General features: G+C 47.2%; 24 protein-coding genes. 14 read left to right on the top strand and 10 right to left on the bottom strand.

Going from position 1 to position 23,154, the window contains the following annotated elements:
- The first annotated feature begins 42 nt into the window (after window positions 1–42).
- Entirely contained in the window at window positions 43–1,860 is a 1,818-nt protein-coding gene (locus MA03_RS00470; protein WP_052883390.1) for a glycoside hydrolase family 57 protein, read from the top strand.
- A 53-nt stretch (window positions 1,861–1,913) separates the two neighbouring features.
- Entirely contained in the window at window positions 1,914–3,260 is a 1,347-nt protein-coding gene (locus MA03_RS00475) for a glycerate kinase type-2 family protein (protein WP_052883391.1), read from the top strand.
- A 71-nt stretch (window positions 3,261–3,331) separates the two neighbouring features.
- Here the strand turns inward: MA03_RS00475 and MA03_RS00480 are convergent, their stop codons facing one another.
- Window positions 3,332–3,754 carry a single stranded DNA-binding domain-containing protein gene (locus MA03_RS00480; protein ID WP_052883392.1) on the bottom strand — a complete coding sequence of 141 codons (423 nt, stop codon included), beginning with the start codon at window positions 3,752–3,754 and terminating at the stop codon, window positions 3,332–3,334.
- 74 nt (window positions 3,755–3,828) lie between these two features.
- On the bottom strand, window positions 3,829–4,869 hold the full coding sequence (locus MA03_RS00485) for a glycosyltransferase family 2 protein (RefSeq protein WP_052883393.1): 1,041 nt from the start codon (window positions 4,867–4,869) through the stop codon (window positions 3,829–3,831).
- Between the two features lie 110 nt (window positions 4,870–4,979).
- On the opposite strand from MA03_RS00485, the gene MA03_RS00490 reads away from it, so the two are divergent.
- A complete protein-coding gene (locus tag MA03_RS00490) occupies window positions 4,980–6,071 on the top strand; it encodes a lysylphosphatidylglycerol synthase transmembrane domain-containing protein (RefSeq protein ID WP_052883394.1) in 1,092 nt (363 codons plus the stop codon).
- 14 nt (window positions 6,072–6,085) lie between these two features.
- On the opposite strand, the gene MA03_RS00495 is transcribed toward MA03_RS00490, so the two are convergent.
- Window positions 6,086–6,427 (bottom strand): SWIM zinc finger family protein, encoded by a 342-nt coding sequence (locus tag MA03_RS00495; RefSeq protein ID WP_052883395.1) that lies wholly within the window; start codon window positions 6,425–6,427, stop codon window positions 6,086–6,088.
- Between the two features lie 45 nt (window positions 6,428–6,472).
- Between MA03_RS00495 and MA03_RS00500 the strand changes: the two genes are divergently transcribed.
- The 4 genes from MA03_RS00500 to MA03_RS00515 all read left to right on the top strand — a co-directional run bounded on the left by MA03_RS00500 (window position 6,473) and on the right by MA03_RS00515 (window position 9,774).
- Window positions 6,473–6,973, top strand: a complete 501-nt coding sequence (locus tag MA03_RS00500; RefSeq protein ID WP_052883396.1) for a metallophosphoesterase — start codon at window positions 6,473–6,475, stop codon at window positions 6,971–6,973.
- 5 nt (window positions 6,974–6,978) lie between these two features.
- Window positions 6,979–7,839: an inositol monophosphatase family protein gene (locus MA03_RS00505; RefSeq protein WP_052883397.1), complete on the top strand. Its 861-nt coding sequence runs from the start codon at window positions 6,979–6,981 to the stop codon at window positions 7,837–7,839.
- A complete protein-coding gene (locus MA03_RS00510; protein ID WP_191118601.1) occupies window positions 7,836–8,570 on the top strand; it encodes a TatD family hydrolase in 735 nt (244 codons plus the stop codon). Before MA03_RS00505 ends, MA03_RS00510 begins: the two co-directional genes overlap by 4 nt.
- A 373-nt stretch (window positions 8,571–8,943) precedes the next feature.
- Window positions 8,944–9,774: a PAC2 family protein gene (locus MA03_RS00515; RefSeq protein ID WP_052883399.1), complete on the top strand. Its 831-nt coding sequence runs from the start codon at window positions 8,944–8,946 to the stop codon at window positions 9,772–9,774.
- A gap of 4 nt (window positions 9,775–9,778) precedes the next feature.
- On the opposite strand, the gene MA03_RS00520 is transcribed toward MA03_RS00515, so the two are convergent.
- Window positions 9,779–10,081 (bottom strand): hypothetical protein, encoded by a 303-nt coding sequence (locus tag MA03_RS00520; protein WP_052883400.1) that lies wholly within the window; start codon window positions 10,079–10,081, stop codon window positions 9,779–9,781.
- A gap of 104 nt (window positions 10,082–10,185) precedes the next feature.
- On the opposite strand from MA03_RS00520, the gene MA03_RS00525 reads away from it, so the two are divergent.
- Genes MA03_RS00525 through MA03_RS00545 form a run of 5 tightly spaced genes read left to right on the top strand, consistent with a single transcriptional unit; the run spans window position 10,186 to window position 14,085 of the window.
- Window positions 10,186–11,091: a DUF4129 domain-containing protein gene (locus MA03_RS00525; protein WP_052883401.1), complete on the top strand. Its 906-nt coding sequence runs from the start codon at window positions 10,186–10,188 to the stop codon at window positions 11,089–11,091.
- On the top strand, window positions 11,078–11,392 hold the full coding sequence (locus MA03_RS00530) for a hypothetical protein (protein WP_052883402.1): 315 nt from the start codon (window positions 11,078–11,080) through the stop codon (window positions 11,390–11,392). Before MA03_RS00525 ends, MA03_RS00530 begins: the two co-directional genes overlap by 14 nt.
- A gap of 31 nt (window positions 11,393–11,423) precedes the next feature.
- Window positions 11,424–12,371, top strand: a complete 948-nt coding sequence (locus MA03_RS00535; RefSeq protein ID WP_052883403.1) for an AAA family ATPase — start codon at window positions 11,424–11,426, stop codon at window positions 12,369–12,371.
- A gap of 11 nt (window positions 12,372–12,382) precedes the next feature.
- Window positions 12,383–13,591 (top strand): DUF58 domain-containing protein, encoded by a 1,209-nt coding sequence (locus MA03_RS00540; protein ID WP_191118602.1) that lies wholly within the window; start codon window positions 12,383–12,385, stop codon window positions 13,589–13,591.
- Complete coding sequence (locus tag MA03_RS00545) at window positions 13,588–14,085, top strand: hypothetical protein (RefSeq protein ID WP_052883405.1); 498 nt, start codon at window positions 13,588–13,590, stop codon at window positions 14,083–14,085. The genes MA03_RS00540 and MA03_RS00545 overlap by 4 nt, the downstream gene beginning before the upstream one ends.
- On the opposite strand, the gene MA03_RS00550 is transcribed toward MA03_RS00545, so the two are convergent.
- Window positions 14,069–14,704 carry an adenylate kinase gene (locus tag MA03_RS00550; RefSeq protein WP_052883406.1) on the bottom strand — a complete coding sequence of 212 codons (636 nt, stop codon included), beginning with the start codon at window positions 14,702–14,704 and terminating at the stop codon, window positions 14,069–14,071. The two genes, MA03_RS00545 and MA03_RS00550, sit on opposite strands and share 17 nt — an antisense overlap.
- Before the next feature lie 75 nt (window positions 14,705–14,779).
- Between MA03_RS00550 and MA03_RS00555 the strand changes: the two genes are divergently transcribed.
- A complete protein-coding gene (locus MA03_RS00555) occupies window positions 14,780–16,225 on the top strand; it encodes a TldD/PmbA family protein (protein WP_052883407.1) in 1,446 nt (481 codons plus the stop codon).
- A complete protein-coding gene (locus MA03_RS00560) occupies window positions 16,225–17,562 on the top strand; it encodes a TldD/PmbA family protein (RefSeq protein ID WP_052883408.1) in 1,338 nt (445 codons plus the stop codon). The genes MA03_RS00555 and MA03_RS00560 overlap by 1 nt, the downstream gene beginning before the upstream one ends.
- Before the next feature lie 19 nt (window positions 17,563–17,581).
- On the opposite strand, the gene MA03_RS00565 is transcribed toward MA03_RS00560, so the two are convergent.
- The 5 genes from MA03_RS00565 to MA03_RS00585 form a co-directional block, all read right to left on the bottom strand.
- Window positions 17,582–18,640 carry a hypothetical protein gene (locus tag MA03_RS00565; RefSeq protein WP_052883409.1) on the bottom strand — a complete coding sequence of 353 codons (1,059 nt, stop codon included), beginning with the start codon at window positions 18,638–18,640 and terminating at the stop codon, window positions 17,582–17,584.
- The gene (locus MA03_RS00570; RefSeq protein ID WP_191118603.1) at window positions 18,637–19,629 is read right to left on the bottom strand and encodes a transglutaminase-like domain-containing protein; all 993 of its coding nucleotides are present in this window, start codon (window positions 19,627–19,629) and stop codon (window positions 18,637–18,639) included. The genes MA03_RS00565 and MA03_RS00570 overlap by 4 nt, the downstream gene beginning before the upstream one ends.
- A 139-nt stretch (window positions 19,630–19,768) precedes the next feature.
- Window positions 19,769–20,707, bottom strand: a complete 939-nt coding sequence (arcC, locus tag MA03_RS00575; RefSeq protein ID WP_052884839.1) for a carbamate kinase — start codon at window positions 20,705–20,707, stop codon at window positions 19,769–19,771.
- Between the two features lie 168 nt (window positions 20,708–20,875).
- Window positions 20,876–21,148: a MoaD/ThiS family protein gene (locus MA03_RS00580; protein ID WP_052883411.1), complete on the bottom strand. Its 273-nt coding sequence runs from the start codon at window positions 21,146–21,148 to the stop codon at window positions 20,876–20,878.
- Window positions 21,149–21,194: 46 nt separating this feature from the next.
- A complete protein-coding gene (locus MA03_RS00585; protein ID WP_052884840.1) occupies window positions 21,195–23,045 on the bottom strand; it encodes an aldehyde ferredoxin oxidoreductase family protein in 1,851 nt (616 codons plus the stop codon).
- Window positions 23,046–23,154: the final 109 nt, after the last annotated feature.

Consider the following 23,154-nt stretch of genomic DNA (forward strand, 5'->3'; position numbering starts at 1 on the left):
AAGTTTTTCTTTCTCTAACTCTATATTTAAAAAGTGTTTGACATGATTCGAATAAAAGCGAACATAGACAAAGTTGTCATTCTTGAAGGTGAAAATCTTCAAATAACTTTTAATTTAACAAATGAGGCTTCAAGTGAAATTACAGGTAAGCCGTACATTCTACTCAGAGTGAAGGGAAAGGAGGAGATATACATTGTCTTCGACAGCTTAAAGCTCCAACCAGGACAGACGAACGAGTTTAAAGCGGAAATAAAAGTCCCCACGTCCTGGGGAGAGGGAATTTTAGGTGTATATTTCGAAGTAGAGGGAAAAGTAATCTCATCCCTGGAGTACCCCATCTACGTTGCTAGAAAGGGAGACGCTATATACGTTGCCTTCGTGTGGCATCATCATCAAGCCCCACAGTTTTACCCTGACGGAACATTCAAGGATCTCTGGGCCTACAAACACGTACTGGAAGGCAGCTTCTATTCTTTCAAGGGAGGTCCTTATGCGATTCACATGAACATTCACGAACGACACCCCACCTTTAAAGACGTGGATCATTTCTCCCCTTCACTCCTCGAGCAATGGGAGTACGCAATTACCCGAGGGGAAAACCTCCCAGGCGAGGTGAACACAAGAAAAAATGAGTTCGAGAACCTGCTTGCGCAAATTCGGTCTCTAGCCCAGAAGGGTGTGATTGAGATCCTTGGAAGCGTATACGCGCATACAATCCTAGGTTTTATACTGCGAAAGGCATACGAGAAGGGACTCGTAGAGGAGGCCAAGACTCTAATAAAATGGGAGATCGCTCGGGGCCTGGAAATAGTTGAGCGTGTCACGGGCATTCGTCCTATAGGCTTCTGGACCCCCGAGATGTTCTGGAGCATGGAGCTCGTAAACATATACAGCCAGATGGGCATCAAGTACACCGTCCTTTGCGAGCAACACTTCTCAAGGTCCGGTGGGGATAAAAACTCCATATACGACCCTTACCTCGTAGTAGATCCAGTCTCATCCAGCCAACTCATTGTCTTTTTCCGAGACCTCACACTTAGCAACTGGATAAGCTTTAATGTGGACTTTAAGGACGAGCAGGATGCAGACCAGGCAGCCAGGAGATTTGTCGTTGAACTAGCAAAGAGGCGGGAAAATGCTCCCGGAGGAGTAGTAGTTATTGCACTCGACGGTGAAAACTGGATGATTATGCCCTCTTATCGAACCTATGCACCCTATTTCCTCTCCCAGATAGTAAAATACATCGAGAACAGTACCGTGATAAAAATGACTACATTGAAGGACTATCTAGAGTCACATACCCCCACGAGAATCCTCACATATATTCCATACGGCTCCTGGATAAACCTTAGTGATCGCCAATGGACGGGTCCTGTTAAGGACAAGTTGTGGGAAAAGGCTTTCACAGCTCTCGCAAAAGTTCTATCATTATACTTTTCGATCGGGGAGGACGCCTGGAAAATATCCCACGACCCCAGCTCCGAACTCTACAAGGCCATGAGAGCAGTTTCAATAGCCTTCGACAGTGATTTCTACTGGTACGGCGAGATCGAAAGAGAAGCTAGGTTCGTGGAGACATGGGCCGACGAGGCCATGAGGATAGTCGACACGTTCCTGAGTAACAACCTCAAGGTTGTGGTTGTTGAGCGTGGGAAGAGTCACGTCATAATACAGTTGGAGAATCACGGATCCCTCCCTCTGAACATTACCTTGACTTTGGAAGCAAGGAACTACAGGAACGAGTCGAGAATCACTCTTAAGCCTAAAACACTCAGAAAGATACCTGTATACACTCCGCACGGAGATTCTACTCGATTAGAAGTGAAGATCGGATCAATAACTATAGCAACCCTTACCTAGGCCTTATTACAGGAATAGATTTAATCCTATCCAATTTCATACTACATGAGATTATGGAAAACGAGAACGAAAAACCTAGAATAGATGCACTGACGATAGCACTAGAGGGAATCAATGCCGCTGACCCTGAAAAAGCTGTAAAGCAATGGATTTCCCTCGAAGGGGACACCCTCCTTCTAAAGGATGGGCATGCCATTAATGTAGCAGGAAATGTGTATGTCGTCGGTGCTGGGAAAGCCTCTGGTGGAATGGCGCTAGGATTAGAGTCCGTTCTAGGTGAGAAAATAAAGGAGGGAGTAGTCTCGGTTCCCGAAGAGATAGTTGACCGTTACAAGCTTAAAAGAATAAAACTGGTGGGTGCTACTCATCCTAAAGCCTCTGAGAAGAGCGTTAACGCTGGCCGTCTAGTGCTTGAGACTATATCTAATCTTAAACCCGAAGATCTTGTCGTGGCTTTGTTTTCTGGGGGAGGCTCCGCATTACTCGAATATCCTGTCCAGGGAGTCAGTATCGAGGAGATAAGCGATATCAGCTTAAAGCTTATGAGGCGCGGAGCAGACATCTTCGAGCTTAATACTGTTAGAAAACATCTTTCCATGATCAAGGGCGGCTGGCTTGCACGCCACGCCCAGCCTGCGCGTCTAGTAGCTCTAATGATATCAGACGTTATTGGTGACCGAATGGACACTATAGCCTCTGGTCCAACAGTACCCGACCCCACAACATTCAAGGATGCACGCGACATCCTGGTCAAATACAGGCTATGGGAAGAGGTCCCCGAATCTATAAAGGATCACATTGAGAGGGGCTTAAAAGGCGAGGTTCCTGAAACTCCAAAGCCGGGGGATCCTCTTTTCTCGAAGGTGAAAAACGTGATCATAGCCAGTAACATGATATCGCTGGAAGCGATGGCGAGGAAAGCTGGAGAGCTGGGCTACAACCCATTAATCCTCACGTCTATGCTTGAAGGCGAAGCGCGTGAAGTTGGAAGAGTCATAGTCTCGCTAATAAAAGAGGTTAAAAGGTCAGGGATTCCCGTCAAACCACCAGCTGTACTTCTTCTCGGAGGCGAGACAACGGTCACAGTTAGGGGCAACGGAATAGGCGGCAGGAATCAAGAAATGGCATTAAGCATAGCGATAGGAATAAGGGGGTTAAAGGGCGTAGCCGTAGCATGTATAGGCAGCGACGGGAGAGACGGACCAACAGATGCCGCCGGGGCGGTTGTCGACGGAAACACATACGAGCTGGCTCTCCGGCAAGGCCTAAAGCCGGAAGACTTCCTCACGAACAATGATAGTTACAACTTCTTCAAAGCGTTGGGAGGTCATGTTAAAACAGGCTACACAGGGACAAATGTCAACGACTTCGTGATAGCAGTCATAAATCAAGTAGACTAGTCACTATCAATACTTTTTCTCAGAACAAATTAAGAGAAAAAATTTAGAGTAAAAAGATAGTAATAGATGGCTTAGAAGCGGCGTCTACCGCCCCTTCTTCCTCTGAATCCAGTATCTTCAAACTCTTTTTCAGAAATATTCATCTCAGAATTTACTTCCTCGATTTTTTCCTCAGAAGGTTTTATAGATCCAAAGCGCCCGAGCCCTAGTCTTAGCTTACCCTGATACAGCGAGACATAACCGTTGTTAAGCGTCACTGTTTCGCCAACCATCCCTTTAAACTGGTCGATCTCGTTGTCCCACGCAGTCAATACTGCAACGCCTGTCTCGTCGCCGACCAGTACATCAGCCACTCGGTGCTCGGAACCATCACGTCTCGAGGTAATCTGTTTTTCCTCTCCAACGTTAAGAACCTTGAAGGTCACGGAGAACCTTCTAGTACTAGGAGTTATGTCTGCAATTTTTACTTCTCTTGTTTCTCCTACATTATACATTTGTCTCTCTCGAGTCGCCTTTTTAGGCGCAATGCCAGAAGGTTACGCCCAGTTATATATGTGTTGGTTTTCCTCTATTTTTCCCGGAGACTGTGATAATATCTAATTAGGAGTTCCCGCATCATAACTATAGTTCCCAGTAGATCTCTTCGAAGGAACCCTCTACGGTAGAAGAAGCTGTCCTTGACTTTTCTTCGTCTTTGAATAATTTTTCTATGAATGCTTCGCAGAGGAAGTGTCTTAACCACGTTGATGCTGGCCTTAGCGTATGCGAGAACCTCCCTGCCTTTAAACGCAAGTGCTAGCAGAACAACGTTAAGGTATCCAAGGTAAAGGGTAATAATCATGCTTAGAGCCAGGTTTTCGGCCTCCATGTTCTTGAAAATGTTTAGTAAGCGGTTCCGAAACCCGAAGTAAAGTTTGTCGTGTCTAAGCCTGACGGAAAACTTATCCCCATGGTAAACAACCGCTCTGGGCTCAAATCCTATACTATAGCCTAAAAGTCTTACCCTCCAACTATAATCCGTGTCATCGTCATAAATGAAATAAGTGTCGTCGAAGCCTAAGGCCTCAAAATACAGATCCCTTCTCGTAATCATCATCGATGAGGAGGCGGCAAAGATCTCCATGGAAGTGTTTAGAATCTCAGCCCTCTGGCCATACGTTGTGAGCCAGGTTCCAGCTAGGTCGAGTCCTAGTCCCATATGATCCATCCTGCCCTTATTGCTTAGCGAGACTACCTTGGCTTGGATAACGCCCATCTGTGGATCTCGCTCCATAGAATCTACCAGTGCTCGCAAGGAGTCTTTGGTAACGAGTACGTCGTTATCCATAAAAACCAGGTATTTCGACGAAGGGTCGCTCGCGATAGCGCCTATGTTATGGGATGCCGCGGCGCCAATGTTCGAATCGAAGTGAATGACCTTTATTCTGTTGTCCTTGAAGTCCTTCTCTATGTTTTCGCGAATATGTGGGGTTAAACTATCGACGACGATTACTTCGAATGAGGGATAATCACTCTCCAGCAAACTGCTCAGACATTCTCGGAGCAAGTCATAGGATTTATAGTTTACAACGATTACGCTTACCTTGGGGTAACTCCCGTCAAGAGACATACCCAAAGACCTTTAAAGCCACTAATATTTTTTCACATTTCCGTTTCTTCAGGCTTAACGCTTGGGAAAATATAAAATACAGAGGCTCTCAATCCCTTTGTGTCTTGATTATGAATGATGTCGCAAAACGATGGATCAGAAAACACGTCATATATGTTGTCCAGGCGATTTTCATAATCGCACTTGGGCTATACATTATCCAAGACTTTAAGCTAGGCGAGTTTATCCAAACTTTAACTCAGATAGATAAACAGTTCATATTATACCTGGTCATCTTCGAGATCCTATACTACTTCTTACACGCCCTATCCTATTGGTTCCTCACGTACAAGAGGTTCAGGCTAAAGCTGAGAGAAGCGGTAGGAGGAACAATGCTTGCATGGCTAGTAGACCTGATTCTACCATCTGCATTCATCGAGGGAGACATAGTTAGAATCGTTTTCCTGAGGCAGTACGGAGACTGGGCTTCGGCTATAAGCTATAACCTATTCTTCAGGTTTCTACTCAACACTACACTAGCCTTATTTATAATGATAACCGCGGTCTTGGCCGTGAACCTCAGCACGTCCATTATGAACTATCTCCTCATATACGGCATAACTGTTCTACTCGCATTTCTCAGCGCAGCCCTGATAGCCGTTTTTATATTTGATGCTAACAGGACGCTGCGCTTCGCGCGGTGGCTCATAGAGAAGCTACCAGTTAAGAGGAAAGAAGCCCTTGAGAGAGAGACAGAAAAGTTTCTCCAATATGTCTCTGATACCGCGCGGGACTTCTCACCGTACAGCCCGAACCTCTGGGCGGCGGTCCTTTCCCTAATGGGCCAGTGGATAAGTGGTGTGCTTACACCGTATTACTCGCTGAGAAGCATAGGCGTAAAAATAAACCCCATTCTCATAGCGCCTGGATACACTATTCTCACGATTTTCTCGCTAGCATCTATAGGCGTCCCATTCATGGTTGGCAGCGTAGACGTAGCACTGATAACTCTATACTTACTACTCGGGGTTCCAAAGGAGAAGGCTGTCGCAGCAGCATTCCTAGGACGAGGTATAACAATACTAGTAACCTTGTCCATGATTTACCCGATAGGTCTTTACTACGGGAAGAAACTGTTTTCAAAAAAGAACTTTGAGGAACTGAAAGAAACCATAAGGAGTATCGTGAAACAGTATGGTTTCTCACTGCCGCTATTCTCCTAGCCAATACGATTTTTCTATGTCTTGTTAAACCTCTCCCTTAACTCTCTCCTAACCCTCTCCCTCACTCGTTCATCTAGAAAGGCGTCAACGTCTTTCAACTCCAGTAAAGTCGACACAGCAACAACGTGAGAACATATACCCTTCTCCTGGAAGCCTTTACACGTACACGTAAGCTTTCCACCCTCAACCCTTACCAGGTGCTTCCCAACGCGACCCATGACGTAGTAAAGGTAGGGACTCACCTTTACCACGCGCCCCTCGGCTAGAAGCCATGCTGCCCTGGCTATAATACTGTCCATTGGTATCTCTTTCTGTCGCACTACACCATCGATTTTCGAAGCATTACTCCCTGACATTACGCTAAATTTTAATGTACTCTCGTTTATTAATCTTGATGCTATATGCATGTAGCAATAATCTCCGACACGCATGACAACCTGGAAGCTCTTCAAGCATTTATCGGAAAAATAAGGGGGAGAGTAGACACTATAATACATGCGGGCGACATAGTCTCCCCATTCACTCTTAGAGCCCTCAACGGCTACAAGGTATATGCTGTCTACGGAAACAACGATGGTGAAAAACTTTTACTAAAGAAGGTCGCTGACGACATCGGTATAGTACTAGAGGAGCCACCACTGTTCACGACGATCAGTAATAAGCGATTAGCAGTCATTCACGGGGCTTCCACGCCCGAGAAGACCGAGCGTTTAGTCCAAGCCCTCGCCAAGAGCGGAGACTTCGACATAGTAGTCTACGGGCATACACATAAAGCCGACGTCAGGAAGATCGGAAACACACTCGTAGTAAACCCCGGCACACTTTCAGGCTACCTCGCAGGCACGAGAACGTTTGCCCTCATAGACCTGGAGCGGTTCAGCGTGGATCTTGTAGAGGTGTAGCTTGATTGGATCCTAGCCTACTTCTCGAAGCCGCACGGAAGGCCGCCAGGCGCGGAGGAGAGGCAGCCGTCAAGGCGATAAGGGAAGGAGTGGGTTCCAGCGTCGTTGGTAGAGGAGAGGGAGGCGACTACTCTCTCAGAGGCGACGTCGAGTCCGAGAAAATGATACTGGATTCTCTCTTAGAGGATCTAGGAACCATAAGGATAGTCAGCGAGGAAATGGGTGAAAGACGGCATAACGGTGAAGCCGAGTTAACAGCCATAATAGACCCTATAGATGGGAGCCGAAACTATAAACGGGGTCTTCCATTCTTTGCGGTCTCGGTGGCCATAGCAAGGGGAGAAACCCTAGAGGACGTCGTTGCGGCAGCCATATACGCGCCCCTCCTAAACCTAGAGTTCACAGCCCTTAAAGGCAAAGGAGCATTCCTCAACGGCAACCTCATACACGTGACCACGCACACCACGCTAAAGGACGGCATAGTATTCGTGGGCTCCTCCCCAAAGGCCGTCTTCCTACCCCACACATACACCCTAAACCTTGTCTCAAGGGGAGCCATCGTTAGAAGCCTGGGTAGCGCGAGTCTAGAGCTGTCCTTTGTCGCCTCCGGCGGGGCAGACGCGTACATAGACTACTGGGGCACAATGAGGGTCATAGACATAGCCGCAGCATACCTTATCGCAAGAGAAGCCGGCGCCTGGGTAAAGACAAGAGGGTCCAAAAACGAGAAGGTAGCCCTATCCCTCCGAGAAAGACTCCTAATATTAGCCTCCTCCACACATCAACTCGGAGCCGAACTCCATGGGCTCTTCAAGGAAACCTTCGGCTTTAACCCCGAAGAGATACTCTTGGTGAAGCAGCCTTGACGTCACTCGTAGACGCACACGTGCATCTCTACGAGTTCAACCGCAAGGAAATAGAGGATTTCATAAGCTCAAACATGCTACTAGTCGCAGTCGCCGAGGACTACGACTCCTCTATACGAAACCTCGAGCTACGCGATGAATTCCCCGAGAACGTAAGGGCGTGCGTCGGCCTACATCCCTGGAATGTGAAACAGGAAGCCGACGCTCTCAGACAACTAGAACAGATCAACGGGCTTCTCAAAGAAGCTGACTGCGTAGGCGAGGTAGGGCTAGACTTAAAGTTCACCCCAACCACATTCAACCTCCAAAAGCAGGTATTCCAAGCCCTACTCGACATGGCTGTAAGCCACTCCCTACCACTAAACCTGCACGCCGCCGGCGCTTGGAGCCAAGTCTTCGAGATGCTCGTCCAGAGAGGGGCCAAGAAGGCAATATTTCACTGGTACACGGGGCCGATTAGCTTACTACAGGAGATAACCGAGAAGGGCTTATACATAAGCATCAATGCCTCTGCAAGCATCCAAGAAAAGTCTAAAAACATAGCCCGCAACACACCACTACACCTACTCCTCACGGAAAGCGACGGTCCATACTCATACAGAGGGCTCAACCTATCACCACTCCTAATACCAGGACTAGTAAAACTCATCTCAAACCTCAAGAGAATAGAGGAAGGAAAACTCACACAGGAAATCCACAAGAATATCACAACTCTATTCCAGAAACACTAAACCCTTTTCGTCAACACGTAACCAGCCCCCATCATTCCTTTAAACAGGCAAACTTCCCAAGCCTAACTTCATTCCTGGTTTTCAAGGCATTATAATAATAACGGGTAACGGTCATATGCTGTTCTAGTTTAACTATTGACGTTTTTCCGGCTAGAGGTTCTCATGTGATGTGAAGATGGGAGCGTTAAGGTTATATTAGGGGTCCGTCTTGCATGAGCGTTGATGAGTGCTCCCGGCCCTGAGGGGTGAGGAAAACTTACCCTGCTGAATTTTCAGCCGGTTTGGTACTCATCACTTTTCAGAGTCGCAGATGCTCATCAACTCTGTATGAGAGTCTGATGCTGGTACTATATCTCTTTCTGTTAGGGTAGCGGTGGGTGTTGAGGCTGGCAAGAAATTTAACCCGCGCTGGATTACAAGACTTGTGAAAACGTTAGAGTACGGGAGTTATAAGCTCTTCCTTTACAAGGAGTTTAAGACACGTGAGGGTATCCTCGTCCAGGGGCTACCAGGCATAGGGCTCGTGGGGAAGATAGCGGTGGACTACCTCGTGAGTACCCTTAAGCTTGAGAAGGTCGCCGAGCTTATAGGTCCGGGACTACTTCTACCTGTCGGTAACGCAGGGGTATTCGTAGACCAGACAGGTCAAATGCAGCTTCCATCCTATAAGTTTTACTTGTTCCAGGGAGCCTCTAGAGACATAGTCTTCCTGACGAGCGAGGTTCAGCCAGCAGTCTGGGCCCAGTATGAGGTCGCGGAGGTGGTTCTAGAGTTCTTTAGGTCAGTGGGAGGCTCGTCCGTGATCAGCTTATGTGGCACTAGCTCGGAGACCCCTGAGATAGAGGTGGTCTATGCTGTAGCCAAGTCCATGAGACTGGGCGAGCTTGAGTCGCTCGGGCTGAGGAGGAGCATTGGGGGTACAATAACCGGGGCTTGCGGTCTCCTCCCAACGCTGGCATCTCTCAACGGGCTTGAGGGCATCGTCATAATGGGGAGTACTACTACACCCGAGCCTAACTTTGAGTCTTCAAGAGAAGTAATAAGGATAGTCTCAAAGCTTCTTGGGATAGAGATCAGCCTTGAAAGCCTAGACAAGATGATAGAGGAGGAGCGGGCAAAGAGACGTGAACTTGAGAGAGAGCTTAGCGGCGTTGAGGAGAAAGTGAGGGAGAAGAGCGAGGGCCTGCCGAGCTGGTATGTTTAAGGCTTTACTCTAAGAGCTCCCAGTCCTCCTCGGAGACCTCGCCCTCTATAAGCCTTTCAAAGTTTTCCCATAGCTCCTCGAGCCTTGAATCGCTTGAGGTTTTCTCCATTAGGCGGCGCCAGCTGTCCCAGTCCTCGAAGAAGTATAGTTCCAGTATTTCTAAGTGATCCTGGATTTCACGGATCAGAGTGTATTTTTGAAAGTCCTCTGAGAAGCTCCTCATCTGGGAGTCTATTCTTTTCGAGATCTCTATGACAGACGAGAGCTTGTCGGGTTTGAGCTTATAACGGAACGTTTTGCAGTACACGTTTTATATTGATGGTCACTCGCGTTAAAAGCGTTGCCTCGCAATCTAAATCTACAGGAAAAGTATTTTTGCCCGTACAAGCAGACGTGAATTAGTGAAGTCAATTGCGTCTTAGGCCTGAAATCCCCTTGATACCAATACTAACACTGGCCATCTTATTATCGGCGTCTTCCTCTCCTAGAGAGCTCGTTCTCCCTGCGTTTGCTGGGGATGATTTTTTTGCAGTAATTTTCCTCTTGCTTGTGTCCTTTCTGGCCTTCAATATCATCATTATGAGACACGAGATAGTAGAGTTGATTAGGGAACTTCTAAGGAGAGATGAGAGAAAACTTCAAGGTCGTAGCAGGAACTTCCTATCCTCAATACTATTCAACCTTATCCTATTGTTGATTGTTTTCCTTATTTTCAACCGTGGCTCCAGTGGCGAGAATTCAAGGATTATGCTACGCGAAGGATCCACTATGAATCAGTCTCCAGTGCTCCTTAATACTTCCATTACGTCTGTTTCGGTCGAGCAGACTGCGGGTCACATATCATCCACGCAAGGTACCCTCTACAAGTTTACACCGGCAATACTAGCTGCCATACTGGCTATAACAGTGATCACAGTGCTCCTCGCGTTCCGCGAGAAAGACGTGGAAAATGGTAAGGAAGAGGTTCGTGCTTTTCAAGCTCATATGCTTCGTGAGAGCAGGAACGCGCTTCTAAGCTTGAAGTCTAATAGGAATTTAAGGGAAATAATAGTGGAGTTGTACAACTCTCTTTGTCGAGAGCTGGAAAAAAGCAAGATTCCTATAAGCGGCGAAATGACTGCAAGGGAAATAATGAGGGAAACGATGAACCTGGCCCCCCATGTTCCAGTCGAGCCTCTTGTAGAGTTAACATATCTTTTTGAGAAAGCCCTCTACAGCAATCATGAGATGTTTGACGAGGACAAGGTGAGGGCTGAGAGGTCTCTCCTTCAGATCATTAGCTCACTTGAGAGCGGTGCGCGGTATGGTGCGAATTGAGAAAAATAAACTCCTGCGTTTAGGCCTCCTGGCCTTGGCAGGCTTATCAGCGCTGTTTCATGACACGTTCAACGTTTACTTTCTCTGGTCTCTATCATTAATTTTTCTCGTGATACTGGTGTCCATGACTCTACTGGAAGCAGTCTCTAACGTGATAGGGAAAGGGAAGGCTCCCGCAGAAGAGGCGCCCGAGGAATCTTATGAGGGCTTACTTGAGGAGACTCGTAGACGTCTACGTAGAGGGGAAACCGTGAAGAGCGAGGAATTAGAGCGGAGGATTTTCTACTTTGCCACCAAATAAATATTAGCCTCGGGTTGTTTGCTAAACGGATATGAGCGAGGGGTCTCCCTTTGATGGGCTATTCGAGGAGCTGGCAAAAGCCATAGTCGGGAAAAAAGACGTGATCGAGAAGGTCCTGGTCTCGTTTCTAGCGCAGGGGCACCTTCTTATCGAGGACTACCCTGGCATGGCTAAGACTCTATTAGCTTCTTCATTTGCGGCAGCTCTTGATCTCGAATTCAAGAGGATACAGTTCACGCCGGACTTGCTCCCTCAAGACATCACTGGAGGATACTATTGGGATGTGAAGAGCGGCGAGTTTAAGCTTAGAAAGGGGCCAATATTTACCAACATACTGCTGGCTGACGAGATAAATAGGGCGCCCCCGAAGACTCAGAGCGCGCTCCTCGAGGCTATGCAGGAGCGGCAAGTTACGATCGAGGGAAACACGATACCCTTGAATGAGCCTTTCATGGTTATAGCGACCCTCAACCCTATCGAATACGAGGGAACTTATCCCCTGCCCGAGGCACAGCTCGACCGCTTCATCATCAAGACGCGGATGGGCTACCCGGATCCTGCCGAAGAGAGGCTGATCCTTAGAAAAAGGATTGAAAGGAGATCCGATAAGCCCAAGATAAACAAGGTTCTGGGTCGGGACCAGATTCTTGCAATGCAAAGGAAGGTTGAAGATGTGTACGTTGACGACGCTATTCTCGATTATATCGTGAGGATAGCCTCGATGACTAGAGAGGCAAAGGAGGCGGAAGTAGGGGTAAGCCCGAGAGGCTCAGAGGCGTTACTAAAGGCTTCACGCGCACTTGCATTGATACGCGGCCGAGACTACGTTATACCTGACGATGTGAAAGAGCTCGCTATTCCAGTCTTGGCGCACCGGCTTGTTCTACGGGTTGAGAGTGTTGTGCGGGGCTCTACGGCTGAAGAAATCATAAGACATGTATTAGAGAAGGTAGAAGTGCCGCGTGGTTTTAGGGGTTAAGAGTGCTTACAATGAAGGGATTGGTCACTGGTCTAACAGTTCTTGTTCTGTCACTTATAGCTGTGTTAACGCAGACGTGGATTTTGCTTTTGTTAGAGCTGCCCTTGCTCTACCCGTTGCTGTTAAGCATGGCTTTTCCACTGTTGAGAGTATACGGGGTTAAGGTTAGGAGAGAAGTCTCGAGGAAAAGGGTCGTTGAAGGGGATACCGTTACGGTTACTCTATTGATCAAGAACGATAGTGGGAGGCTTTTGTTTTTAAGGATTCTGGAAGAAATCGAACCTCCTTTAGAAGTCATAGATGGAAGCTTAAGAGGCTTTTTCGTGCTTAAACAAGGAGAAGAAGGAAAACTCTCCTATAAGGTGTCGGCCAAGAGGAGAGGCCACTTTAATTTAGGCCCTACGAGAGTCGAAGCCTACGACCCTTTTCTACTCCGTCGAGAAGAGATATTCGCCCTGGAGCCAGACGAGATAGCTGTTTTTCCACGCATCCTGAGAAAATATCGTATAGCTGTGACTTCTCGCTTTACGATGCCCCGTCCGGGAGAAATAGCTTCAAAACAAGCGGGCGATGGTGGAGACTTCCTTGAAGTTCGGGAGGCCCAGGAGTACATACTTCGACGCGTAAATTGGAAAGCAACTGCGAGAACCCGACACTGGATGATCAACGCCTTCGAGGGTGAAAGGCTAACCAGTATACTGGTTATTCTCGATGTAAGTGGTAAAAGGCTTTTGGGAGAAGTTATAGATGATTTTATAGATGAGCTTGTGCGGATAGCCGCCTCGATAGTATACTCCTTTATAAGTGCGGGCAATAACGTGGCCTTACTCGTAGTTGGCAACTACAGAGACTGGATTAGGCCGGGTGCAGGTAAAAAACAGTTGTTTAGACTGTTGACATCTCTGGCGGATGTAAGATATCTATCCACGAAACAGATAATAGAATACGAGGAGGTCTTCAAGAGAATCTCTCTACTTATTAGTCCCCTTGGATCCTCTGTTGTAATCATATCTCCCTTCGCCGAGAAGGAAATCTACGATACTGTGTCCTTCGCTGAGAGCATGGGGTACCCGGTAACCTGTGTCGCGGTGAATCCTTTTTCAATAAGATGGACACGAGACCAACAGCTTAACCAACTGTTAACGGAGTCCTGGAAGAAGGGAGTCTTGAAGCTGCTATCTGATAGGAGGAGGAAACTCGTCCTGGTGGAGTCCACGTGATAAATGAGAGAATCATGGGAATAACTCTTATACTTTTCAACTGCGTCTCTTATCTGGCAGCCAGCATACCCATTTTTTCAAAGGCTGTTATTCTATTACTTAACCTTGTCATGGCCATGGGTTTTCTTTATCTGCGAGATGTTTTGATTGAGTCGGCCTTCGTGGCAATCTACTTTTTATCTGCAGTTCTCGTCGTGTCTGACCGTGACCTGCTGCCAACTATTCTACTATTAAACGCGTACCTCCTAGTGACGCGTGACGCACTGCACGTACTCAAGGACGGCAAGCTTTCAGGAACATGGTACGTGATGAACTGGTATATACCGTTATATGTAGCTTCTCTATTGATATCTTTTCTGGGACTCTACATGCAACGAGCTCTGTCTAACTATGTGTCGGATCTTCTACCGGCAACTTTGATAACTGTAACTATAGCAGGCATCCTCTACGTGGTTACACGCTTTCTCAACCTCTCGTCTAGAAATACTTCTTGAGGATTTCGAGGATCCTCGGGATCACGACATCGGCCTGCTCATTCGCCTCGATGGTGACCAGCCTCCCTTTCTCAGAGTAGAAGCGTATGATGGGCGTGAACTGCTCCTCAAATATCTTTAACCTCTCCCTAACAACCTCTGGTTTATCGTCCCTGCGCTGTATTAGTGGTCCACCGCACTTGTCGCATACACCTGGTACCTTTGGTGGCATATACTTTACGTGGTATATAGCGCCGCAAACGGAGCAGACTCGTCTACCGCTTACTCTCTCTATAATTACCTCAGGCTTCGCTACAAAATTAATTACCAAGTCCGGCGGCGCGAACTTTTCAAGTGCCACTGCCTGGACTACCGTTCTTGGAAAGCCGTCCAATATAAAACCCTTCCTACAATCTTCCTCTTGAAGCCTCTTCTTCACAACCTCGATCACCAGGTCATCCGGAACAAGGAGACCCTTATCGAGATATTCCTTGACTTTAAGACCCAGCTCAGAGCCCTTCTTCACCTCCTCTCGAAATATATCGCCGGTTGAAATATGTGGTATTCCATACTTCTCACGAACAGCATTTGCGTATGTTCCTTTGCCGACACCCGGAGGCCCTATGAATACGAGTTTCATCTAGACCACGTTGTCGATTAAAGAGCTTTAAAGAGTTAAAAATTTATTGAAGAAGGGCTTATTAACGCGACACGAATGACGTGGAAGTACGAGGATCTCGTTCTCTTGGCTGTTGAAAAAGGCTCTTCTCTAGGCGCTCAATACGTTGAGGCGCGGTATCACAAGCATTCACGAAGCAGCCTTGCCGCGAGAAACGGAGAGATAATAGGCGCGGAATCCTCGGTCAGTGAGGGAGTAGCCGTACGTGTAATTGCGGGGGGCGCGCTGGGCTTTGCCTCTACAAACGTGCTTACCAGGGAGGGGGTTCAAGATGCCGTGCAAAAAGCTGTACGGAAGGCCCAGGCACACTCCAAGCTTATGAAGAACCCTGTTGAGTATTCTCACGAGAGGCTTGGACGAGCCACTTATGAGGTAAATGAGCTTGTGCCCTTCGAGAACACCTCTGTCGAAGAAAAAGTATCCTATATTAAAGACCTATGGAAACAAGTGAGCTCATCTATCTCTACTGCGCGTGTTGCAACTCTAACTACATGGATTGGCGAAAGCCTGGAGGAGAAAGTTATAGCAAATAGCGACGGTGCTTTTATAAGGAGCAGGATTCCCCGACTGTCACTCGGTTACAATATTGTTGTCACTCTACCCTCGAAGGGCACTATTCAAAGGTTTTTCTCCCATGCTGGCTCAGGGGGATACGAGCTTCTCAAGAAGTGGAACGTGATAGGATATCTACCAGAAGATACAAGGAAGTTTGAGCAGATAATCTTGGAGGCTAAGTCTCCTCCAACAGATAAACCTGTCGACGTGGTGGTGGGGAGCGAGATCGTAGGCCTCATGGTCCACGAGAGCTCCGGGCACCCAAGCGAGGCTGACAGGATCCTGGGTAGGGAGGCTGCACAGGCGGGTAAGAGCTTCATAAAGCCGAACATGATAGGTGAGAGAATAGGGAGCGAGTATGCTACTGTGATAGACGACCCTACAATACCGGGTAGCAATGGATTCTACCTGTATGACGATGAAGGTGTTCCCGCCAGACCACGTTATCTTTACAAGGAGGGAAAGATAAACGAATTTCTCCACAACAGGTGGACAGCCAAGGTTTTCGGAGTTAGTAGTAATGCCGCCGCAAGGGCGATGAACTATGAGAGCGAACCTATCATAAGAATGGCCAATACTTACTTTAAGCCGGGAGACCACACGTTTGAGGAGCTCGTGGAGGGGGTGAAGTTTGGCGTTTACATAAAGAGCTACATGGAGTGGAACATCGATGACGAGAGGTGGAGCCAAAGGTATGGCGGCCTTGAAGCCTACCTCATCGAGAACGGTGAGTTGAGGCACCTAGTTAAGAATCCTGTTCTCGAGTTGACGACAAAAACCTTTTACAGCAGTGTAGACGCTGCGGACAAGAACCTAGAGTTCTACGCCGGCACATGTGGGAAGGGAGAGCCCATGCAGGGCGTACCAGTTTGGTTTGGAGGACCGAATGTTAGAATTAGGAATGTCTTGTTAAGGGTGATAGCCTGATGAAAGAACAGCTGTTAGAGATAGGGAAAAAAGTTGTTGAGAAAGCTTTGTCAATGGGATTTGATGAAGCAGCCGTTGACGTAAGGTCTACAGACAGCCTAATGGTTAAATTCGCTAATAGTGAGCCGAGTGTAATCCAGAATTGGGGCTCCACGGAGATAGGGGTTTATGTAACAAAGAATCAGAGAATCCTAGGGACGAGTGCACCCGTAAGCTCCCTCGACGACGCATACAAGATACTCTCGAATCTTTACACTATGCATACACAGTTGCCGCAAAGCATGCTGTATGCACCTCTACCCGAGCCCAAGAAGCCTGATCCTCTTCCAGGTCTTGTAGATAAGCACTTGATAGACGCCATAAATGAGCCTTCAAATGTCTCAGAAGCTATTGTGGAGGCCGTAAATAGATACAAGATCGACAGCTTTGCAGGCATGTTTCAGGCTACCCACGAAAGGAGGGCACTTGTGAATAGCAAGGGCGCAGAGCTCTTCGAGGAGGGAACATTCATGAAAATGTACATCCGGGCATTTGCGGGTGAGGGCTCAGGTCAATGGTCTCTCGGCTCGCGGAAGCTGAAGATAAAGGAAGTCGAGCACGTCGCAGAAACCGCTGCAGACTTTGCGTTCCGGTCACGAGTTCAGGAGGAGGTCCCACCAGGAAGATATAACATCCTCCTTTCGCCCATGGTGGCTGGAAATTTCTTCAACTACATAGCTGACATGGCTCTAGCTCACAGTGTGTTGATGGGAAGTTCTATCTTCATGAACTCCAAGCCTGGAGACAAAGTAGCAGCTGAGAAACTGACCATCGAGGATACTCCACGGAATGCCGAGCTTCCTGGGTCTACCTCGTTTGACGATGAGGGTATACCCACCTATGATAAGCCAATAATCGAGAAGGGTGTTCTGAAGACACTCTTACATAATACGAAGACTGCCGCGAAGTTCGGGTCTCAGACCACTGGGAACGCTGGTTTAATATTCCCGCGTCTATGGTCGCTTACAGTTCACAGGGGCGATTACAAGTTCGAGGAGCTTCTCAGTGAGATGAAGAACGGTCTAATAGTTACGAACAACTGGTATACGCGATTACAGAATTATGTTGAAGGAATCTTTTCTACCATAACCCGGGACGCCATATTCATAGTCAAAAATGGAGAAATAGTGGGAGCAGCCAAGAAGATGAGGATAGCTGACTCGTTCCCGCGGTTACTTCAAAACATTATTGCTCTCGGGGACACCCAGTACGACATGTACTGGTGGGAGGTCGATACCCCAACTAGAACTCCCTATATCCTTGTAAAGGATCTCGGGACAAGCAAGCATACAGCGTAAATCTTTTCCTTTAAATTTTTTATTTTTTGATGCCTCTTCTCGCAAGCCATATCGCGAAAACTGTGAAAATAACAATAGCTATTATCGTTATGTACACTCCATTCACATTAGGATACTTGCGTAACGCTGGAAGAGAGGGCTCAGCTGCAGCCTCAACGATCCTATTTTCAAGTAGTTTATCTCCCGAATAAAGGAGTACCGTAACGTTTCTATCCGTCACATATGGGAATACAACCTCCTTTACCTCTCGACTAAAGAGATAGACCTTTCTTGCCTGAGTATTAGTACCTTTAACCACAATGTACACGTAACCGCTGGGAGATTCAAGGTTTTGGACTGTGACGCGTAGCTGGGTTCCCTCAAGAACAACCTCTTTTATTGTAGCTTTGACCTCTGGGGGTTCACCAACAAGCTTGAGGCCGGGCATTTTAACCTCGAAAATATACATGTCCGGTGCTTCCTGCTCGTTATAGTTGATCCATAAAAGGCTTTTTAGACTTCTCGACGTAGGTCCCTGAGCAAACTTTGGCTCCCAGTCTAGCCCCAAGAGATCACTCCCATTAAAAGTGAACTCTATGACGTCTATCCAGCTTCTAGGATCTGTACTTGTAAAACTGTCCCTAACCTTAACTAGGTAAACAGAGTCATTGATAAGGCTGACATAATTGCTAGTGTTAAGGTAAACCATAACAGAGTAAACATAAGCCCCGTCAAATTTTGTCATCTTACCCGTGCCAGCCACGTCGCACAAAACGCTTTCTCCATATCTCTTCTCCATATCTGCGAGAACCCTGAAACTGAGAAGGCGAGGGTTATCCGAGAACATTAAGAGTATGTATCCTAGAGTCTGCGCCGACTCGTTTTTTATCCTGCTCTCAACACTCTTGTCTCCGAAGAGGCTTTTACCTTCGACAGTAAATGGGTGTAGCTTTGCCTCAACGACTACAGTGCCATCTCCATTAAAAGTCACTTTGAAGTTGAGGGCTATCCAGTAGGATGGCTGTCCATTGCTATAGTTTCCGTGCAGGGCTAGCAACGATACAAGTATCAATAATATAAACGCAAATGTATTCCTCATCCTAGCTCACCATCGAATACATAATCGATATACTCCAAGCTCATATAGCTCGGTATACAGCTACTCGTCAGCGTAGCGCCATAGTATTTAGTTTCCTCGAAGCCGAAGATTACGTGTCTTGCACTGAACAACCCCACGTTTGTAGTCATTCCGTCAAGCATATCCACATCTATCCATCCATAAGGTTCCACGTAGACCTCGGGCCACATGTGACCACCCCAATGGTTTAGAATAGCGTCTCCCTCCTCAGCAACTGTACTCATGTTGAGCCACATGTGCTCCTTGTAGCTTGTTAGCAGGAAGCCGTAGGCGCCCCTAGCGGGAATTCCCAGTGATCTAGCCATGGTAATGAAGACGTCGGCAACCTCTACACAGTCGCCCTGAATCCTGTAACCTCTCGGCGTGTAAATTAATGCGTGGTCGCTGCCACTCCTTCCAAGGTTCACCTGATAGTTAACTCTACTCACAACCCAGCTTGCAAGCCTCTGGACTGTTTTTAGGGGGGTGTCACTATAAGCCGCGTCGTAAGCTAACTTTACAATTGTCGTGTTGTAGATGTCCCAGTATCTGGTGGACCTTGTATACCTTTTAAGAATATTAAAGTTCGGCCATACACCCCTGCTTGCTGAGGGGTCTATTGAGTAACCAGTGACTGTGACCCTGTACGTCACGTTTATCCATATTTTTTCCCCTGGCTTGGCTACTATATAGGTTACAGCGAAAACGTTCCCATCCTCATCTACCTGGAATCTGATGGGCTTGGGTTCAATGTTCATTACAAAGCTTCTCTGAAACGTGGTATTCTGTGGTAGGGAGATGTAAACATAATCGTTAACGGATACATTGTTATTGTTCATGAGTAGGAATCGTCCCGTGATAGTATAAGTTACTTTAGAAGACTCCTTTAATCCAGTTTCACTGATCCCAACTTCAAGCCTAGGTATTACTAGTACTAATAGAAGTATCAGCAAGCAAACTTTCCTGAACAAAACACGCACCTGGGAACAAAACTGCGGGGGTTAATATTAATGCTATCGCGCCCCGAGTTTTAGCTTCAAGTCCCTCTATATGAGCATCAGAGTAAAGGATTCCCGCAGCTTTTCAATATACGTGATAAGTAATAGCCTCCTAGGGTTTAAATATAGTTCCTGACACGCCACGTATAATCTCTTCCAACTTGTCAAGATGGCCTATAATCGCTTTTCTCCCCGTAGCCCTGACAAACTCGATTACAGCCTCCACCTTGGGCCCCATGCTTCCCGGAGGAAAGTATCCTTTTTCTAGCAGCTCCTGTGCCTCCCGCAATCTGATCTCCCGGATGAGCTGCTGCTTCTCCGAACCATAGTCCAGATAGACGCCTTCAACATCTGTTAGAATCAGGAAGGACTCCGCATTAAGGGAGACCGCTAGCACTGAAGATGCAAGATCCTTATCGATAACCGCGTCCACTCCCACCAAGGAGCCATTTTGTTTTACAACCGGTACCCCACCGCCGCCCACGGCCACCGTAACTTCAAACCTCTCGACCGACGTCCGTATCTGCTCAAGTTCCACGATCTCCCGGGGTTTGGGAGAAGGCACTACGCGCCTCCACCCTCTTCCGGGAACCATAACAAGGCTCCATCCCTTCTTTTTCAAGTCTTCCACCTGTGCCCCATCATAGTAAGGACCAATAGGTTTCGTAGGGTTCAAAAAAGCGAGGTCACCCGGGTCGACAATCACTCGAGTTGGCACAACATTGACTCTGAGCTCGGGGCAGCATTTGCTAAAAGCCGTCTGTATCATGTAACCGATGAGGCTCTGCGTCATGGCGACACATGCATGTAAAGGCATTGGTGGCACGTCTCTGGTATGTTCCTGTTGAAGGTAAAGGTTTCCCACCTGGGGACCGTTGCCGTGAGTAAGTACAATCCTGTAGCTACGCGATGCTCGCGCTATTTCAGGAGTAATACGTATAAGGTTTTCAACCTGCTCTTGGAAAGTTCCGCGCTGCCCTTTTCTTATGAGAGCGTTACCACCTAAAGCTATAACTATGACTTTTTCCACATATATTCCTTTTGAAGCCATTATATATATAGAGACTATAAATAATAATCGGGAAAATACACACAGCATAAAAAGAATACCAAGGAATAAAAAACGGTATATCATGGTTTCATTTAAAATATTCGATCTATAATCAAACTTTTTTTAGGACAGTTGTCCTCGACCCCCCGCAATGTTACTATTGAATCCTTACCCGCCCGCTATTGGTGGAAATATTGCTATAATGTCCCCGTCCTTCAACTGCACTTCTCCTAGGAATTGAATATGCCTTCCATTAACAAGTATTAGCCTATCTGATCTGTAACTACTGTTTTCGAAGAACTCGTCTATAAATTCACGTCCAAGCTGTTTTGAAGCGTTTTCCACCGCGTTGCGTAGACTGCCATCTGTGTCGACTTCAATCTCTTTTACGCCGTACTTATCGCGTAGAGAGGCGAAAAGTAAAATCTTAACCCGTGGCATAAAACATCAAGATAAACTACTGGGTAAAAAAGTTATAATTTTTCTTTTAAGGTTCGATACCAAGCTGTTTTAATTTCTCCTTGGTGGGGACGCCGTCAACCCATCCGCGTAGCTTGTAGTACTCGGCGAGCATCTTGTCTAGCTCAACGACTTGTCCTTTCACCGGACCCTCGGGCATCGGCTCATGAGTCAGGCGTTTAGGCAGAGTATCATCTTTGGCTGAGAACCCGTAATAGGACATTATGTAACGCTCTAGGTTGTATATCCTTTCCCCAATAGTCATAACATCATCTGTTGTAAAGTTGAAGCCGGCCACCGTGTTGAAGAGGTCGGCGTAGTCTTGAGCCCCCAGAGCGAATGTTACAAACAAACAGTTGACGGCGCTGTTAACAACGTCTGTAAGATCCTGGAATATCTTTACCCATTGCGCCTTACCCTCCGGAGTTAATGGGTCGATTTTCTGCGGCAAGCCGAGTATCTCGGGGGATATCGTGTATCCCGTGACGTGGCAGCCACCCCTATTGGCAGTTGCATAATTCAGACCTATACCCTTAGCACCACGAGGATCATAGGCAGGCATTTCAAGTCCCTTTACGCTCATTGATAGCTCGGGAGCACCATACATCTCGGCTAGTCTCTTGCTTCCGAGTGCTAGCTTCGCCCCGAAGCCGGACTTATAAGCCGTTCTCCATATAGATTCCACTAAGGCTGCAGCATTCCCGAACCTTAGATCAATGCCTTGCAGGTCTTCTTCAGGGATATAGCCCTTCTCACGTAACTCCATTGCACAGGCTATCGTTGAGCCAAGCGATATAGGATCCATTCCCAGCTCGTCGCAGAGGTGGTTCGCCTTGATGACAGCAGCCAAGTCCATTACACCTGTAGTGTTGCCGAGAGCCCAGATGGATTCGTATTCAGGTCCTTCACTGTAGAGAATCTGGTAGGGGCCGCTCTCGACCTTAACCACTCGGCCGCATCCTATCTGGCATCCCCAGCATGGACGCCTTTTTATGAGAAAGGTTTTCGCAAGTGTTTCACCGCTTATCTTGTCTGCCTCAGGGTTGTAGCCGAACTGCCAGTTCTTATACGGGAGCATTCCAGCCTGGTTTATGATATTCACCAGCACGGCTGTACCATAAGTGGGTAGTCCCTCACCCGTCACGGGATTCTTTTTCATTCGTTCTATCAGATTCCTTGATAGCTCTCTAAACTCATCCGGCTTAGCAACCTGGGGTTTCTCCTCACCAGCGACGACGATTGCCTTTAATTTCTTGCTCCCCATAACAGCTCCAAGACCCGTTCTACCGGCCGCCCTATGATCATCGTTCATTATATTAGCCATCAAAACGAGGTTTTCTCCAGCGGGACCTATGCAAGCAACGCTGACATTCTTAGCTTTCACCCTGTTCTTCAAGACACGTGTCGTATCAAAGACATTTCTACCCCAGATATCTGAGGCATCTTTGATCTCTGCATGTCCGTTGACGACCTCTAAGTATACTGGTTTCTCTGAGGCTCCCTCGACCACTATCATGTCGTAACCTGCGAACTTCATGTAGGGTCCGAACTCGCCTCCACTATTAGCACTTCCTACAGATCCGGTTAATGGGGATCTGAGAGCCATGACGTGGTATCTTCCAGGTGAAGGTACTCCGGCAACCCCGGTGATAGGTCCCGTGGCGAAGATAAGTACGTTTTCTGGCCCTAAGGGATTGACGTCCTTTGGGGACATGCCTTTTGCCATGTATTCCTTCAGGTACCTGTAGTAGAGAAGATAGAGCGCGTATCCCTTACCTCCTATGTATTTCTCAGCCACCTGGGGGTCGATGGGTTCTGTTCGAATTGTTTTATCCGTTAAGTTTACAAAAAGAATTTTGCCTATGTATCCTCCTTTCATCTTAGTCATTACTATTTTTACAAATGTACAATAAATACTTTACGATATTTTTAAATAAAAATATCGAATAAAAATTATATATTTCTAAAGTCATAGTTTCCACAAAATA

The organism is Thermofilum uzonense (assembly GCF_000993805.1).
Lineage (GTDB): Archaea > Thermoproteota > Thermoprotei > Thermofilales > Thermofilaceae > Thermofilum > Thermofilum uzonense.

Excerpts from the sequence above, each read along its gene's own strand:
- MA03_RS00585 (WP_052884840.1), bottom strand. The coding sequence starts at position 23,045 with ATGAAAGGAGGATACATAGGCAAAATTCTTTTTGTAAACTTAACGGAT.
- MA03_RS00495 (WP_052883395.1), bottom strand. The coding sequence starts at position 6,427 with ATGTCAGGGAGTAATGCTTCGAAAATCGATGGTGTAGTGCGACAGAAA.
- MA03_RS00490 (WP_052883394.1), top strand. The coding sequence starts at position 4,980 with ATGAATGATGTCGCAAAACGATGGATCAGAAAACACGTCATATATGTT.
- MA03_RS00500 (WP_052883396.1), top strand. The coding sequence starts at position 6,473 with ATGCATGTAGCAATAATCTCCGACACGCATGACAACCTGGAAGCTCTT.
- MA03_RS00475 (WP_052883391.1), top strand. The coding sequence starts at position 1,914 with ATGGAAAACGAGAACGAAAAACCTAGAATAGATGCACTGACGATAGCA.
- MA03_RS00550 (WP_052883406.1), bottom strand. The coding sequence starts at position 14,704 with ATGAAACTCGTATTCATAGGGCCTCCGGGTGTCGGCAAAGGAACATAC.
- MA03_RS00485 (WP_052883393.1), bottom strand. The coding sequence starts at position 4,869 with ATGTCTCTTGACGGGAGTTACCCCAAGGTAAGCGTAATCGTTGTAAAC.
- MA03_RS00535 (WP_052883403.1), top strand. The coding sequence starts at position 11,424 with ATGAGCGAGGGGTCTCCCTTTGATGGGCTATTCGAGGAGCTGGCAAAA.
- MA03_RS00470 (WP_052883390.1), top strand. The coding sequence starts at position 43 with ATGATTCGAATAAAAGCGAACATAGACAAAGTTGTCATTCTTGAAGGT.
- MA03_RS00530 (WP_052883402.1), top strand. The coding sequence starts at position 11,078 with ATGGTGCGAATTGAGAAAAATAAACTCCTGCGTTTAGGCCTCCTGGCC.
- arcC (WP_052884839.1), bottom strand. The coding sequence starts at position 20,707 with ATGGCTTCAAAAGGAATATATGTGGAAAAAGTCATAGTTATAGCTTTA.
- MA03_RS00480 (WP_052883392.1), bottom strand. The coding sequence starts at position 3,754 with ATGTATAATGTAGGAGAAACAAGAGAAGTAAAAATTGCAGACATAACT.
- MA03_RS00555 (WP_052883407.1), top strand. The coding sequence starts at position 14,780 with ATGACGTGGAAGTACGAGGATCTCGTTCTCTTGGCTGTTGAAAAAGGC.
- MA03_RS00560 (WP_052883408.1), top strand. The coding sequence starts at position 16,225 with ATGAAAGAACAGCTGTTAGAGATAGGGAAAAAAGTTGTTGAGAAAGCT.
- MA03_RS00540 (WP_191118602.1), top strand. The coding sequence starts at position 12,383 with ATGAAGGGATTGGTCACTGGTCTAACAGTTCTTGTTCTGTCACTTATA.
- MA03_RS00565 (WP_052883409.1), bottom strand. The coding sequence starts at position 18,640 with ATGAGGAATACATTTGCGTTTATATTATTGATACTTGTATCGTTGCTA.
- MA03_RS00580 (WP_052883411.1), bottom strand. The coding sequence starts at position 21,148 with ATGCCACGGGTTAAGATTTTACTTTTCGCCTCTCTACGCGATAAGTAC.